10 protein-coding genes and 3 pseudogenes are annotated in these 14,602 nt (G+C 67.9%); 6 read left to right on the forward strand and 7 right to left on the reverse strand.

The window, feature by feature from the left end; genetic code table 11:
• Positions 1 to 115: 115 nt before the first annotated feature.
• The 3 genes from FBY41_RS15915 (at position 116) to FBY41_RS15925 (ending at position 3,553) form a co-directional block, all read left to right on the forward strand.
• Positions 116 to 799, forward strand: coding sequence for an HXXEE domain-containing protein (locus tag FBY41_RS15915; protein WP_141845284.1), 684 nt, complete (start codon positions 116 to 118; stop codon positions 797 to 799).
• 406 nt (positions 800 to 1,205) lie between these two features.
• Entirely contained in the window at positions 1,206 to 2,753 is a 1,548-nt protein-coding gene (locus FBY41_RS15920) for a carboxylesterase/lipase family protein (protein WP_141845285.1), read from the forward strand.
• A gap of 14 nt (positions 2,754 to 2,767) precedes the next feature.
• Positions 2,768 to 3,553 (forward strand): 2-oxo acid dehydrogenase subunit E2, encoded by a 786-nt coding sequence (locus tag FBY41_RS15925; RefSeq protein WP_141845286.1) that lies wholly within the window; start codon positions 2,768 to 2,770, stop codon positions 3,551 to 3,553.
• Between the two features lie 189 nt (positions 3,554 to 3,742).
• Here FBY41_RS15925 and FBY41_RS15930 read toward each other — a convergent pair whose 3' ends face one another.
• Positions 3,743 to 4,105, reverse strand: coding sequence for a nitroreductase family deazaflavin-dependent oxidoreductase (locus FBY41_RS15930; RefSeq protein WP_185749110.1), 363 nt, complete (start codon positions 4,103 to 4,105; stop codon positions 3,743 to 3,745).
• Positions 4,106 to 4,418: 313 nt separating this feature from the next.
• Between FBY41_RS15930 and FBY41_RS23990 the strand changes: the two are divergent.
• Positions 4,419 to 4,556 (forward strand): annotated as a pseudogene (locus tag FBY41_RS23990) (IS110 family transposase); the annotation flags it as partial.
• On the opposite strand, the pseudogene FBY41_RS15940 reads toward FBY41_RS23990, so the two are convergent.
• The 5 genes and pseudogenes from FBY41_RS15940 to FBY41_RS15960 all read right to left on the reverse strand — a co-directional run.
• Positions 4,502 to 4,885, reverse strand: a pseudogene (locus FBY41_RS15940) (substrate-binding domain-containing protein); the annotation flags it as partial. The pseudogenes FBY41_RS23990 and FBY41_RS15940 sit on opposite strands and share 55 nt — an antisense overlap.
• A gap of 110 nt (positions 4,886 to 4,995) precedes the next feature.
• Positions 4,996 to 5,712 carry a GAF and ANTAR domain-containing protein gene (locus FBY41_RS15945; RefSeq protein ID WP_260439834.1) on the reverse strand — a complete coding sequence of 239 codons (717 nt, stop codon included), beginning with the start codon at positions 5,710 to 5,712 and terminating at the stop codon, positions 4,996 to 4,998.
• 1,435 nt (positions 5,713 to 7,147) lie between these two features.
• Positions 7,148 to 7,852, reverse strand: coding sequence for an MgtC/SapB family protein (locus tag FBY41_RS15950; RefSeq protein WP_141845289.1), 705 nt, complete (start codon positions 7,850 to 7,852; stop codon positions 7,148 to 7,150).
• A 1,404-nt stretch (positions 7,853 to 9,256) separates the two neighbouring features.
• Positions 9,257 to 10,351, reverse strand: a complete 1,095-nt coding sequence (locus FBY41_RS15955; protein ID WP_141845290.1) for an ANTAR domain-containing protein — start codon at positions 10,349 to 10,351, stop codon at positions 9,257 to 9,259.
• A 72-nt stretch (positions 10,352 to 10,423) separates the two neighbouring features.
• Positions 10,424 to 10,945 carry a DUF4383 domain-containing protein gene (locus FBY41_RS15960; protein WP_260439835.1) on the reverse strand — a complete coding sequence of 174 codons (522 nt, stop codon included), beginning with the start codon at positions 10,943 to 10,945 and terminating at the stop codon, positions 10,424 to 10,426.
• A gap of 746 nt (positions 10,946 to 11,691) precedes the next feature.
• Between FBY41_RS15960 and FBY41_RS23995 the strand changes: the two are divergent.
• Both FBY41_RS23995 and FBY41_RS15970 read left to right on the forward strand, forming a co-directional pair.
• Positions 11,692 to 12,393 (forward strand): annotated as a pseudogene (locus FBY41_RS23995) (MMPL family transporter); the annotation flags it as partial.
• A gap of 38 nt (positions 12,394 to 12,431) precedes the next feature.
• Positions 12,432 to 13,724 (forward strand): MMPL family transporter, encoded by a 1,293-nt coding sequence (locus FBY41_RS15970; RefSeq protein WP_141845292.1) that lies wholly within the window; start codon positions 12,432 to 12,434, stop codon positions 13,722 to 13,724.
• Positions 13,725 to 13,840: 116 nt separating this feature from the next.
• On the opposite strand, the gene FBY41_RS15975 is transcribed toward FBY41_RS15970, so the two are convergent.
• The gene (locus tag FBY41_RS15975) at positions 13,841 to 14,551 is read right to left on the reverse strand and encodes a hypothetical protein (RefSeq protein ID WP_185749111.1); all 711 of its coding nucleotides are present in this window, start codon (positions 14,549 to 14,551) and stop codon (positions 13,841 to 13,843) included.
• Positions 14,552 to 14,602: the final 51 nt, after the last annotated feature.

Consider the following 14,602-nt stretch of genomic DNA (forward strand, 5'->3'; position numbering starts at 1 on the left):
GCCGGACAGGATTATCCATCCCTACATTTAGTCACACGACTACTTCTTGTCGCGTGTTTCCGAGCCGCAGCCAGGGACGCGGCTCCTGGCTCCCACTCGTTGGAGGCAAGACACCATGCGGTGGTATCTCAGGCACTGGTACGACGTCGGGATCGCGGTCTGCATCCTGGCCTTGGCTTGCGGTGTGCTCATCGAGCTCAACACGCTGCAGCGGATCCTCCTACTCAGCTTCGCCGTGCTGATGCTGCACGAGTTCGAGGAGTACGGGTGGCCAGGCGGGCTGCCGACATTCATGAACGAGGTCGTCCGCGCCAGTAGGACTCCTGATCGCTACCCGCTGAACCAGATGAACTCGATGGTTGTCAACGTCCTGGCCGCTTACCCGTTCTACCTGCTGCCGGTGTTGTTCCCCGACGTCATCTGGCTTGCCCTGGCACCCGTCCTGTTCAACTTCCTCGAAGTTCTCCTTCACTGCGGCGGCGGGTTCGGCAAGGCCCGGGCGCTGTACAGCCCCGGCCTGCTGTCCGTGGTTCCGTGGCTCGTCTTGAGCATCTGGTACCTGATCGAGGTCAACCAGCAGAACCTGATCACCGCCAACGACTGGTGGATCGGGATCGGTTACCTCTTTGCCTGGCTCATCGTATTCCTGGGCCTGGTGACCTACGTGTGGCTGGCCGACAAGAACTCGCCCTACCGGTTCGCGTCAGAAGAGTTGACCAGGTTCGAGAGGTACCGCCGCTTCGTCCACGCCGCTCACCAACACCCGCAGCCGGCCCCGACAACCGGGCCCACGCTGTAGGCCGCACGTCGACTTCAGAGACGTCGCTGGGTCGCCACGATGACCGGTCACAATCACCGAGACGAACGCAGCACTCAGGCGCTCCCACTCTCTCTGGCGACGGATGCCCGAAAGCAACCAACCGCTATCTCCTGGCGGCGCGAGGCAGCGGATACCGGACACGCCCTAACTGGGCGTAAGGACGCTCGCTCATCGGCATCATGTCGTTTAACGCTTGCGCCGGCGCGGGAAGCGGATCACGTTCCACGCCCGGCGGCGCTCCGATCGTGCAGTCACCCCAGCGACCGCGTGCCACAGTCGCCGTGGACCGCGGTTGTCGTCCACCAAGGACGCGTGGCCCGTATCAGTGGCCGGCCCGGGACTTTCGACTCTAGCCGTTGTCGTGACCGGCCTCAATCGTGGACAGATGGATGCTGTGGTGAGGACGGTCAGCGGACTGCTGCGCGGCAACGTTGCCGATGGGGTGGCGTCCTTCCTCGGCGTGCCGTATGCGGCGCCGCCGTTCGGCGCGAACCGGCTCCGTCCCCCTGAGCCGGTGGCGGCGTGGGCGGGGGTCCGCGGCGCGGTGACGCTGGGGGCAGAGCCGCCGCAGGTGGCGCCGCCGACTCCAACCGGCCCGCCGTCGGGAGCGGCTGAGGACTGGGAGGCCGTCGGAGGGGCGTTCGAGGCCGTGAAGCGTGCCGCGGTGTCCGAGGACTGCCTCAACCTCAACCTCTGGACGCCCGACCCGCCCGGGTCGGGTCTGCCGGTGATGGTGTGGATCCAGGGCGGCATGTTCGAGCTGAGCTCGACGGCGGCATACGACGGGAGTCGGTTCGCTCGCGACGGGGTGGTCTGCGTCGTCATCAACTGGCGGCCGGGCGCGGAGGGGTTCCTCTTCCTCGATGACGGCGTCGCGAACCTCGGGCTGCTCGACCAGGTCGCGGCACTCGAGTGGGTGCGCGAGAACATCGCCGCGTTCGGCGGCGACCCTGACAACGTCACCGTTTTCGGTGAGTCGGCTGGCGCCATGAGCATCGGCACCCTGCTCGCCATGCCCTGCGCCGAGGGCCTGTTTCGACGGGCGATTCTGCAGAGCGGGGCCGCGCACCAGGTGACGCCCGCCGAGGACGCACTGCGAATCGCCCACCGACTGGCGGATCGGCTCGGCGTCGCCCCGACCCGCGAGGCGATCGCGGACGTCGGGGTCCCCCGGCTGCTGGCCGCGCAAGCGGGCCTGAAAGCGGAGCTGCTCACCGACCCGGACCCGGACCGTTGGGGTGAGGCCGTCGCGACGAGCACCATGCCCTGGCAGCCCGTGGTCGACGGGGACGTCCTGCCTAGCCTGCCCATCGAGCGCATCCGCGCAGGGTCCGGTCGGGACGTCGACGTCGTGATCGGGACCAACACCGACGACTGGAGGCTGTGGCTTGTGGTCAGCGGCGCCATCGCGAGCATCACCGAGGAGATCCTGACCGGGCCGGTCACCGCCTACGGGCACCAGTCGCTCGCCGCCTACGGTCTCGCCCCGGCCACGGCCCTTGCCGCCTACCGGGCGAGGTACCCGGGCTCGAGCCCCGGTGACCTCCTTGCGAAGGTGCAGACCGACTGGTGGATGCGGATCCCTGCACTTGCCCTGGCCGAGGCGCACGTCAGCCCGGCCGCCAGCACGTACATGTATGAGTTCGCCTGGGCCTCACCGGGGCTGGGCGCGGTGCACGCGCTGGAGGTGCCGTTCGTCTTCGACACGGTGAGCCCGGACGCGCCGCTCTTCGGGCCGCTGCTCGGCGCCGACCCACCGCAGGCGCTGGCAGACACCATGCACGCTGCGTGGGTGTCGTTCGCCCGGACCGGCGATCCGGGCTGGCCGGCCTACGACCTGAAGCGGCGAGCGACCATGCGGTTCGACACCACCTCCGTGGTCGTGGACGACCCGCGCTCGTGGGAGCGCGCGCTGTGGCACGGCATCCGCTGACCGCCGGCGCACCCATGAATGGGGCGGCGGGCGCGAGCTACGTGCTGCGGCCGATCCCGAAGGAGCGGCAACCGGTCCTGGACCGGTTGACCAGCGCCAGCAGACGGTTCCAGGTCCATGCGCTGGTCGAGCTCGACGTGACGGACGCCGGCGAACGGATCCGTGAGGCGCGACCTGCGGTCTCGTGGACGGGGTTCGTGATCGCCACCGTGGCGCGGGCGGTCGTCGAGCATCCCGAGGTGAACGCGCGAAAGGCCGGCAACACGCTCCTGCTCTTCGACCATGTCGACGTCGGCGCCACGGTGGAGCGTGTAGAGAACGGACGCGCGGTCCTCGACATCGCCATCATCCGGGCAGCGGATCGCAAGTCGAGTGCTGAGATCACGGACGAGCTGCACCGGGCCAAGTACGGGCCGGCACGGGCCCACCCTCAGAGCCGTCTCACGGCTGCGCTGGTGCGACTCCCGGGGCCGCTGAGGCGCACGGCCATCCGGATGGCATCCACCAGACCGGGCATCGCGGCGACGTTCGGACCAGCGGTCGGGGTCACCTCGATCGGGATGTTCACGCACGGTTGGGGCTGGGCCATCCCGGTCGCACCGCTGACCCTCATCGTCACCGTGGGCAGCGTCGTGGAGCGACCCGCGGTCCACCACGGACAGATCGTGCCCCGACTGATGCTGCCGCTCACGCTGAGCTTCGACCACGCCGTCATCGACGGCGCGCCCGCCGCGCGCTTCACCGAGACCCTCCGCGCCCTGACGGAGACAGGAGCCGCACTCGACCCGCCACCTCGTTGAGCACCCACGACCCCGGCACTGACGAAGCGCGGTAACGACGCGCCACGGCGTCGCGATGGAGGAGGTGCGCGGCGTCCCGATCCCCCGAGCGGGGCGCCGCGCTAGACCGCCCGGCACCGACTTCCACCCCGCCACGCAACCCGCGCGGGGGACGACGGTAGGGATGACGAAGTGCCAGCCACCACGGGATCACGTGCAGGGGGTGAGCGCCACCATCGGGGAGTGCGCGACCCAGTCCGCAAGGGTGTACGGCTGCTCGGCATACCAGGGCTGAAGACGCCACGCCTCCTGCGTAACCTTGCGTCGCGCAGCCTCATCGGTGACGTCTTTGGCGGTGACGGGCAAGTCCCTGTCGGGGTCCCTCAGGTGCAGCACCACGGCCGGGTGCTCGCGCAGGTTGGCGAGCCAATGCCGAGGCCCCGGGGTCCCGGTGAGGACGATCTCGCCGTCGACGAGCACGTACCAGAGCTCCACGCGGCGCGGCGCTCCACTGCGGCGCCCGACGGTGGTCAGCTCGCAGGTCCCCGTGGGCGGCAGCTGCGCGGCGGACATGCCTGGAACCGTAAACCAGCCCGGCTCCATGCTCTACGGCTACATGGTGACGTGCGCGACGATCCCGACAGCGTGGCCGATGCTGCGGCATACCGTGGACTCAGTGTCAGGGTCACAGCACCGCTCTAGCGGTGGTTGGGTCCTGATCATCGGTCGTCTGGCTCTTACCGTGGATGCCGCCTTCGGGTTGGCGGGCATGCGTTTTGCCCGCGGCCGGTGCGACGGACCGGCCGGCGTGACTTGATAGGAGCGTGGCAACCGCCCCCACTGAGATGTGTCCGCCGACCAGCCCAACCATCCAGTCACTGATCAGGTGAAGGAGGCAACCACCATGGTTGTTGTTGGCGCTGACGTGCACAAGCGCACGCACACGTTCGCCGCGGTCGACCAGGTCGGCAAGCGGCTCGGGCAGCTCACGATCGCGGCGACCACCGTGGGGCATCTGAAGGCGGCTTTCCAGTTGGCGTCGACGTCACCCGCGTCGACGAGGCGGGTGACGTGGGGCTCCACCGAGAAGTTGACGAAGTCGGCCTCGGCGCCCGCGGCGACCTTGCGGCTCTGGTCGCCCGAGGCGCCGTAGCTCTGCTGGAACTGCACGCCCTTGCCGGCGTCGGTCTTCTGGAAGGCGGGGATCAGCGCGTCGAGGGCGACCTTCGGGACGGCATACGCGTAGAGGTTGACGGTGCTCGTCGCGTCGGCTCCTGCCGCGGTCGAGCCGGGCTGGGCGACGACGTCACTCGAGCCGCCCGCGCAGGCGCGGGGAGGCGCTCTGGGCGGCATCACTTGATACGCCACTACCCCACGACCACATTCGCACCACCTGTGTTCTATGCGAGCGCCGGCTAGAGCACCGCACCTTCGGGAGTGCGGTGGTTCACGACTCTGCGGTGTCAGGGGCGGCCCTCAGGGATGACGTCCACGGTTCCCGTCTCTATGACACCCAGGGCGACCCGGTGCAGCTTTTGGTTGGTGTTCTGGCTCGCGATCTTTAGGAGGTTGAAGGCTTCCGTCCGTCCCAGCTTGTGCACGCCCATCAGGACGCCGATCGCCACGCCGATGTCCCTGCTCGTGGCGAGCGCGCGCTCGAGATTGAGGGAGCGGTCGTGCAGCTGCGCGGCCGCGACCACCTGGGCTGCGTGCGTTGTGAGCAGCAGACCCTCGGCGAGGTCGCCGTCATCGAAGGCGTCGGTCTCGGCGGAGTAGAAGTTCATTCCGGCGATCACTTCAGCGAACTCGAGCTTCATCCGGAACGAGAGCATGCTTCGCAGTCCGAGCTCAGCCACCACCCGTTGGCCGTACTCGGGCCACCGATGGTCGAGGGCCAGATCCCTCGGGTAGTAGATGGCGTGGTCCCTGATGGCATCGATGCACGGACCGGACTCCAGCTGGTACTGGATCGCGTCCGCCCGCACGGCCAGCTCGTCGGTGGACGCGGCGGTGACGAAGCGGTCGTTCTTGACTGTGGTGATGCTGACCGCGCGTGCGTGCGGCAAGCGTTCCAGTGCGAGGCGAGCGACGACCTCGAAGGGATCTGCATGTGGTGATAGAGCGATCTGCTCCCCGAGGCGTTCGAAGTCTTGGGCTACTTCGCGCAGGTGCTGGGGCATGGTGTCATTCATGTGGTGTCCGGGTTCCGTTGCGGTTGCCCCTACGACTCACATCTTGCGCATGGCGCTCGAGATGAGTGGGGTGCGGCAACTCCGGTTTGAATCACCGAGCACTGATGCAGGCCCACGAAGGCCGCATCACGAATGGGACGTACCCCGTGCCCGGACTCATCGGACTGTGCGCCGATAACGAGGCAGAAACGTAAGGCGTCGTGTGAGCCACCGATAGCACGTGGCGACTCGGCGGCGAGACCACGCGCAGCCCGAAAGATCATGCTGCTCTTACCTTGACTTGCGGCACGGAGCTCAGGGAGGCAGCTGAGTGTTCAAGATGCGTCCGTGGTCGAGTGCGTAGCCTTGGTGTACGACGACACGGGTGGCGTGTGCCTGCTGGGTGCAGGTGCGGTCACAGCGTGATTCTTCGAGTGAACCTGCTTGCAGCACGCTGCATGGATCCTCGCGGTGACCGCGAACATGCCGCAGAGTTGAGCCCAGGACGCGACCCGTACCGTGACGTGGAGGATCAGCGGGGGTCGAGCAGAGCAGCCCGCACGACGCGCCGGCTGACGGATTGTGACCGCGCACGCTCCGGCCGTCGCACGACGGCCGGCCCTGCCGGCGCTCCCGTCTCCATGCTGGGTGCCTCCCGCGACGTCCCGAGGCGTCCCTGACGTTTGTGCCAACCGGTGCCGCAATCACGGAATCAGACCGTTCCCAGACCCGGGGCGATTTACTCCTTCACCTCCCCCTGCAGTTCGGAGTCGTTTCCCTGCGTCTCGTTGACCGTGCCGTTCCGTATGGGCCGCTCATCGCCTACTGCACACAGCAACGCAGGGGGATCGCGGGGGCGACACATGCTCCGGGCTCTCGTTGGGCAGGGCTCAGAGGACGGTCGCCGCGCACACCTGTCTGTTCAAGCCGTTCGCGACGCCGCCGAGCGATCTGTACCCGGACCGTGGAGACGCAGGCAGACGAAATGACGCGAGTACGCTCCACCGGTGCAACTATCAGGCGTTGACTGCACCGTTCGGTGCCCTCCAGTTCACGACTCGAGGGTCGCCGCACGCCGTACTTGGAGGTCAACGGCCCCGGCGCGGCGCATCTCGCCATCCAACTGCTGCGGACCCTCCGAGTCAGTTGGGCTGCCTCTCGGGCCCGAGGTGGTGAGCTCCCCGTCAATAACCGTCGACAGAACTCTTCCAAGGGGACCAGCCCTGTGGGACAGTCCGCTGGGCGGCGTCCAACTTCAACCCGCAGGGTGGCGCCACTAGAGAGCCGACCATCGGCGCTCCGATCGGCCGCCGAGGCGGAGGGGTTCCCTGCCTCGGCGGCCGACCGATGGTGGCCCCCAGCTACTGAAACCGTGCCCGGGGGGACCCGTCCTCATCTCCGCGTGGGACCTCGCCAGCGCTCGTGAGGCTCCTCGTCCTGCGGGCTAGTTCGATAACCCCTCATCGGTCAGGACGCGAAGTGACTCAACGCTCGCCAGATCGGAGATCTCCTCGACAAGGTCGCTGACGAGCTGTGGGTTGCCTTCGAGTTGGACGATCGCGCGCACTGTCGTCTTCTTGCCGTCCTGCTCAGAGGTCTTCGCATCGATGACAGTCGCTGGGACCCCATGCTCCGCCGCCAACCCCAGTGCGAGCGGCATCGTTCCTCGTCCTGCCGTGTAGCGCATGAGGAGTCTGGTGCTAACGGGATCGGAAGCCATCCGCCGCCCAAGCTTGGCCAACACCGTTACCGCGAGCAGTTGACATCCGGTGGCCATGACAGCAAGCGCCGGCATGCCAGCCCCGCAGGCCATACCGACCGCGGCCGTCAACCAGATGGAGGCTGCCGTGGTCAGACCGGAGACGCTCCCACGGCGCACGAATATGACTCCCGCGCCGAGAAAGCCCACTCCCGAGACGATCTGAGCGGCGATGCGCGACGGGTCTACGACCCCGCGGCCGGTGACGTCCGCGAATCCGTAGGCAGACACCAGGGTGAAGACGGCCGATCCGACGCCGACGAGCGTATGCGTCCGCAGGCCCGCGCTCTTGAACCGACGGTGACGCTCGAGGCCGATGATTGCAGACAGCACGAACGCCAAGCCCAGCAGGCCCGTCTCTGTCCAGGTAGTCGCGCTGACCCACCTCATGTGCGCCTCGTACCCACGCCGGCGCCATGATCACCAGGGCTGATGCCCACCCCCCGACACGGCCCCGCCTCCGATGAGCGGAGCACCTGCAACCACGGCATCAACGCGAGCCCCGAAAGAGCCCTCCCCCTAGCCTGCCTGGACGCTGGTCGATGACGGCGGACGTGCCGCAGCTCAGACAGTGCACCGACACCGCCCGACCGAGAACTCCGAAGTGGTCCCACCGATCCCCCGGCAGGATGCACCGGAGGGATCGAGCCGGACGTCCCCTGCGCCCGCCGCTTCTCTCGCCATCACCAGGGGAGAGTCGGCTCCGCTTCACTCGTCAGGGGGCGCATCGTCGTCTGATGGCGTCACCGCCTCACCCCCGGTCCGAGCGGGCGCCCCATCGGGCCGGCCACCGGGTGGTGCGGTCATCGTCGACTCCGTGTCCGGGTCGAGATCTGGGTCATATGGGTCGGTGCTAGGAACCACGTCATCGCTCATGCGAGTCCCGTACCCCAAGTCGGGGCAGTCAACGTCCCGCTGCCGCATCTGCTCCAGCGGCCCTCGAATCGGAGTGGGCTCGATGTGTGGAGTCTGCGGTTGAGGGTATCTGTCCGCAGCGGCAGCCCATGCGGTGCTAGTTCCTCGGAGGAGATCGACCATGACCGAGGACCTGGTCGTCGACGTCCTGCCCTTCACGGCGTTCGAGGATGTGCACCGCATCGGGGTGTTGACGGCCTCGGGGATCGGGGACTTCCTCGCGACCGTTCCGGCTCTGACCGCCCCTCACGTCACCTACCCGGAGGCCGAGCTCGAAGTCCTCGGGGACGTCTGGCACCCACACTTCCTTGATGAGCGGCCCGGGCCGGGGACCCGAGCGATCGCGGTGCCGCGCACCGAGGGCGTATGCCGTCTCGACGAGGACCCGACGTCACCCCTACGGAAGTTCGTGGAGGAGTATCGCGGACGCCACGATCTGCTCGTCCAGTTGCACGGTGGCGGTGCGCAGAGCAACGAGGTTGTCGCCGCCCTCCGGCCTCGTCACAGTGTCGGCGCGTCGGCACCCGGCGCTCCGGGTCTCGAACGAAGCGTCCGATATGTCGGAAGTCGGCCGGAGATACTGCGCTGCCTCGAGATCGCCGAGCTGGCGGGTTCAAGGTCTGGACTGACCACCGTCAACTGCAGACCTCGCTCGTGGTCACCGAGCGGGACCTGCAAGAGAGCCGGCGTTCATGGGCTGGTGAGGACGCCTTCGTCGTGCTCCACCCTGGCGCTCGGGACCCCCGGCGCTGCTGGCCGGCGGAACGCTACGGGGAATTGGCGGCTGCGCTCCACCGGCTTCACGGCGTGGACACCGTGGACGCTGCTGGGTAGAAACAGGATTGGCGGGGTTAGTCATCGTCGCCGCGGCACGCGGCGTCAAGGTCCCGCTGCCTCGGCCTCATCGAATTCGCCTGTCTGCGCGAGACGTTCGGCCACGAGTCGCAACTTCTCGTTGAGGTGCTGTGACGAGTGCCTCAGCGCGTCAAAGGCCTCTTCGGGGGTGAGCTTGAGCCGCTCCATCAGGATGCCCTTGGCCTGTCCGATGACGTCCCGGCTGAGCAGAGCAGTGCTCAAGTTGTCGGCAAGGTGTTCCAGTTCCGAACGCTCGCGGACCGAGGCGCCAGCTACGGACGCGTGGGCAGCAAGGATGATGCCGATGTGGGTGGCCTCATCGGTGTAGGCATTGGACTCCTTGCCGTAGGTGTTCAGCGATCCGCTGAGACCACCAGAACGCGAGCTATCGAAGGTCAGGCGGTACGAGGCTGCCGACCCTGCGCCGAGCGCCGCCGGACGCGCCCCGAGTCTGGGCCAGCGGCTGTCAGGGAAAGAGGCAGCGGAGACCATAGGCGTGACAAGAGCGTCGAGGCAGGGACCTTCCCCGGCCTCGTACTGCGCCTGATCGACTGCCGAGGCGGCCGGGGATGTTGTCGCCGCTGTCTCGGGCAGACTGTGGTGACTGAGGGTGACGCTGGCCATGGCGCAGCCGGTGACCGTGGCGACGGCCGTTTCCGCGATGTGCTGGAGCACCTGGTCGAACGAACCGTCGGCATGAAGCTGCGCCGCGATCTCCGCGAATACTGCCGCCAGCTGGGTGGACGCGTTTGTCGACATACGCCGTGTTGCGGCAGCTGCCCGCTCCAAGGCAGCGATGTCCCGTTCGGCTGCCCGCTCCTCTCGCGCCAAGCGTGCCTCCTGACGCGAGGACTTCTCGAGCGACAACATCGATGCCGCCGGCGGGCTGTTGCAGGTACGGGCCGGCCCAGATGTGGGTGCGGCCGAGCCCTGGGCGTGCTGGTACTGGTCGAAGGCCTTCTCTCGATCGTCCATCGCGAGGTCGCGCGCGTCCGCGACAGCATCCCTCAGGTCTGCAGCGGCGTCGCGTGCGTCAGCGAGGTCATCTCGGCGGTCAGCGACAAAGTCCCGCTTTTCGGCGGCCCAGTCGCGCTCGTCATGCTCTCGACGTCCGGACATGGATGCAGCCTTCCCACCAGAAACCTTACGCCGATGAACCGAATGCCACTTCCTTTACGTACCCGGCATTCTTCAGGACGACGCAGAGTCACGACGCCAGTCGCCGTACTCGGCGTCGTGCCCCGCGGCGACCGGCTTGCGACGGCGTCCGAGGACGAGTCCGAGGAGGAGCATGCCGACGCCCAGAAGCAGGTGCAGCCAGTCGTCCGCTCGGTTGAGCGGCACGACGTTGACCGCTGAGGTCTTGTCGATGGCGAGCCCGTAGATCCACAGTGCGAGGTAGACGACTCCGCCCCCGATGAGGTAGGCCCGTGACGCGCTCCACGTGCGTGCCGCGAGGATGCCGACGACGCCGAAGAGCAGGTGGACCGCATTGTGGAGCATGGAGACCTGGAAGAGCCCGAGCAGCATCGCGTCTGACTCGTGGCCCGCCATGCCGAGCGAGGAGTACTGGGTCGTGAACCCCGGTATGAAGCCGGCGATCCCCACGATCAGGAAGACGAGACCGACGAACAGGCAGGCTCCCTGCACGGAGCTGCGACGTGAGGTCATGGTGGACGGACGGGTGGTGGAGCGGTCAGATCGTGTGGACATGAGGCTTCCTCTCTGCTCGGGGTGCCCCGCGCTCGTACGTCCCCTCTGCCCATGGACAAGCCGTTCAAACGCCATCCGCGCCGCTGGACGAAGCAGCGACCCCGCACGGCGCTCACTGGGCTCGAGGCCGTGCCGTTCCGTCATGGCACTGGCCAAGTACCTGTCGCGCCGCCATCGCGGCGAAGCCGGGGCCCGGCGGCCACGATCCCACGCCGGCCGCAGGGTTCTCGGGCCAGACGGCATACGGTCGCCAGCACGGAGGTCGCAGGGCGGCGTATCACCGCCGTCACGGGCTCGTTGCGAGCGATGACGGTCAGACCTGCCTCACTACTCTCCCGTCGGCTGGACGGGGTGCGGCGAGCGACAGACTCTGGGGCGTACGGAGACCGCACCCACGGGCAGACAGATCGAGCGGGAGGCGCTCCTCCTCGTCGGGAAAGTACACGAACCTTGGGCGTTGCCCGCCTGCGAGGAGGGTATTCCTCGTGTGAAGTGGGTGAGCGCGTATGAGGTCTTGGCGCAAGTCGGAGGTGGGCGCGCCTTCCAGGGCTTACGCGTGGCTCGTGGTGAAGCTGCGATGGTTCGTGGTCCTGGGATGGGCGGCAGGCGTCGTGGGAGCATTCCTGTGGCTCCCTGCCGCGACCTCGAACGCCGGTCTGAGCGGATTCGCCCCGCCCGGGAGCCGAGCCATTCAGACCGAGAGCGCCTCCGCCAAGGCCTTCGGGTTCTCGATCCTTTCGCGCAACATGATCGTCCGGCGCGACGCCCGTGGACTGTCGACGTCAGCGCAGCGGAGGGTGGCGGAGCGGGCAGTTGCCGTGGCGCAGAAGCGAGCGGGCGACGTCGGCCCCATCGCCGCTGTCGTGCCGATCTTTAACACTCCGGCCGCGTTTCCCTCCTCGTCGGAGCACGGGACCACGGCGTTGACCTACGTCTTCAGCAAGCCCGGGACGACTGTCGGCGAGGAGGTCTCTGCCGCGGAGCGCTTCGCCCGCGAGCACGTGAGCAACCCGGACGATCACCTTGTCGGGGTCACCGGGACCATCCCCGCCCAGGTCACGCAGACCGAGATCCTTTACGGACACCTGCCCCTTCTCGAGGTGGTCACGCTGCTCGTGATCATTGCGGTCGTCGCCGTGAAGTTCCGTTCGGTCGTTGCTCCTATCGTCGCGCTCCTCACAGCTCCGGCGGCATACTTCATGGCTGTGCGGGCCACCGACTACGTCGGCCGTTTCGTGCAGGGCGGCGTGCGCGAGCAGCTCAGACCACTGGTGCTGGCGTTGGTGCTCGGCATCGTCACGGACTACGCCATCTTCTTCCTCTCGAGCATGCGAACCGGCCTCGAGGAGGGGGCGGACCGGCTGACGGCGGCCAGGGCGTCGGCCGCGCAGACGGGGCGGATCGTGCTCGTGGCTGGTGTCGCGGTGGCCGCGGGAACCGCCGCCATGCTGGTCGCGCAGCCAGCTTCTTCCGCGCTTTCGGCCCGGTGCTTTCGCTCTCCGTCCTCGTCTCGCTCGTCGTCTCGGTCACCCTGCTGCCGGCCCTACAGGCCATCTTCGGACGAGTCCTGTTCTGGCCCGCCCGGCCGACGAGTCGCAGGTCCGGCGCCGTCGGACGTGCCGCTGCCCGGGTGCTGACCGTCAGGGTGGTGGCCCTCGTGCTCGGTGCAGCCTGCGTTCTGGGCCTCGCCATGCTGGGCACGAGCGCCGAGCGCCTGCGTCTCGGTGTCTCCTTCGTCGCCGCACTCCCCGCCGACGATCCTGCAAGGGTGGCGGCCGACGAGGCCGCCTCGGGCTTCGCGCCAGGCATCGTCGCGCCGACCGAGGTGCTGCTGCAGGCGCAGCGCGTCGGAGCAGACACGCAGAAGCTCGCTCGCCTCGGTCGGGACCTCGCCCGGCAACCAGGAGTCGCCGGCGTCGTGAGTCCTGGTGCCCTTCCCGACGAGGTCACGCACAAGCTCCTCGTCACCCCCGATGGAGACGCAGCGCGGTTCCTCGTCATCTTCGATCACGACCCCCTGGGGGCCATCGCCATCCAGGACGTGAACCAGCTCTCCGCTGCTCTCCCCGACCTCGTGCAGCGCTCAGGTCTCGCCGGCGCCCGGGCCGGGCTGGCGGGTGACACGGCCATTGCGAGCGAGCTCGTGACGGCCACCGACGCGGACCTGCGCCGCATCGCCATCGCGGTCCTCACCGTGAACCTTATTCTGCTGATGGTCTTTCTCCGTGCCGTCGTCGCCCCTGTGCTCCTCCTCGGTTGCAGCATCCTGGCCCTCGCGGCCTCGCTGGGCTGCCTGACGTTGGTGCTCCAAGATCGGCTGGGCCATGACGGCGTCGCCTTCTACGTCCCGTTCGCAGCCTCGGTCCTGCTCCTGTCGCTCGGCTCTGACTACAACATCTACGGTGTTGGTCACGTCTGGACCCGCGCCGACCACGTCCCGCTGCGCACAGCCATAGCCGAGCGCGTTCCGGAGACCTCCGGAGCGATCACGGCGGCTGGCCTGACGCTGGCAGCGAGCTTCGCAATGCTGGCACTCGTGCCGCTGCGACAGTTCCGTGAGCTGGCGTTCGTCATGGCCCTCGGTGTGCTCATCGACGCGCTGATCGTGCGGTCGGTGCTGGTGCCGACACTGCTCACGTTGCTGGGACGCTACAGCGCGTGGCCCCGGAGGCTCGGCGGCGCGCCCGACGGAGACGCCCCAGAGGCTCCCTCTTCCGGGCGAACCGTGCACGCCGCATCGGTCGAAGAGGGAGCGCTACCGACATCGGCCCGCGAGTGATGTGTCGTGCCGGCCGGGCGCCGTTGTCGCGCAAACCTCCTCGCGGCGCGAGACCGCGGCTTGCCTGTGATGCAGTTCGGGTGCCGCCCTCATGCACGACGCGCCCAGGGCGGGAGTCAGCGCAGCTCGTCCTCCATGAAGTACACCTCGGAGAGCACCTCGACCTCGACCTCGGTATGGAAGTGCTGGCCGGCACTGCTGCGCCCGGCGACCGTCTCCTCCGCGTCCAGGCGGTTGGCGGGCAGGTCCGGGCGGCCGATCGTGATGGTCGGGCGCCCTTGTCGCTCGAGCTCGGTGCGGGTGAAATGCCCTCCCGACACGGAGACGCGCAGCACCTGGTCGAAGTCCGGTGCAGCGGTGATGACGTGGGCCAGGAAGAGCTCCTCGTCGGCGTCGCCGACCGGCAGGTACGCGAGCTCATCCCGTTCACCAGCGGAGGTCCTCGACCCGGAGGGGCCCACCGAGAGCTCGCGGAAGGTGACGACCTCGTCGACGCGGATCAGCGTGTTCGCTGCCACGACGTCACCGCCATGCTCAAAGTGACCGTGGACGACGTCGCCTCGAAACTCCGTGCGCGGCTGCGACGAGTCCATCGGCGACAGGTCCGTGATGGCGAACGTCTCCGGGCGCACGGTGAGGAGCCGGTCACGCCCGAAGTGCGCGTGGATGTTGCGGATCTGGCCTGCGGCGTCGTCCTCGAGAGTGACCTGCAGGATCGCCTGGTAGTTGTGGGGTGGGCTGAACATCGGCAGGTGGGATAGGTAGAACGGACCGTCACCGAAGAGCAGCATGCCGTGCACGCCCGTGGTGTCCGACCCGTGATGCATTCCGTGGCCTGGTGAGTGACTCATGGCGATGCTCCGCTCGTCCCATCGACG

Origin of the sequence: Humibacillus xanthopallidus, assembly GCF_006716675.1 — a bacterium.
GTDB classification, from domain to species: Bacteria; Actinomycetota; Actinomycetes; order Actinomycetales; family Dermatophilaceae; genus Humibacillus; species Humibacillus xanthopallidus_B.

Coding starts and splice junctions, on each gene's coding strand:
- FBY41_RS15945 (WP_260439834.1), bottom strand. CDS start 5,712: ATGCCCCAGCACCTGCGCGAAGTAGCCCAAGACTTCGAACGCCTCGGG.
- FBY41_RS15920 (WP_141845285.1), top strand. CDS start 1,206: ATGGATGCTGTGGTGAGGACGGTCAGCGGACTGCTGCGCGGCAACGTT.
- FBY41_RS15925 (WP_141845286.1), top strand. CDS start 2,768: ATGAATGGGGCGGCGGGCGCGAGCTACGTGCTGCGGCCGATCCCGAAG.
- FBY41_RS15955 (WP_141845290.1), bottom strand. CDS start 10,351: ATGTCCGGACGTCGAGAGCATGACGAGCGCGACTGGGCCGCCGAAAAG.
- FBY41_RS15915 (WP_141845284.1), top strand. CDS start 116: ATGCGGTGGTATCTCAGGCACTGGTACGACGTCGGGATCGCGGTCTGC.
- FBY41_RS15930 (WP_185749110.1), bottom strand. CDS start 4,105: ATGTCCGCCGCGCAGCTGCCGCCCACGGGGACCTGCGAGCTGACCACC.
- FBY41_RS15975 (WP_185749111.1), bottom strand. CDS start 14,551: ATGCATCACGGGTCGGACACCACGGGCGTGCACGGCATGCTGCTCTTC.
- FBY41_RS15950 (WP_141845289.1), bottom strand. CDS start 7,852: ATGAGGTGGGTCAGCGCGACTACCTGGACAGAGACGGGCCTGCTGGGC.
- FBY41_RS15960 (WP_260439835.1), bottom strand. CDS start 10,945: ATGTCCACACGATCTGACCGCTCCACCACCCGTCCGTCCACCATGACC.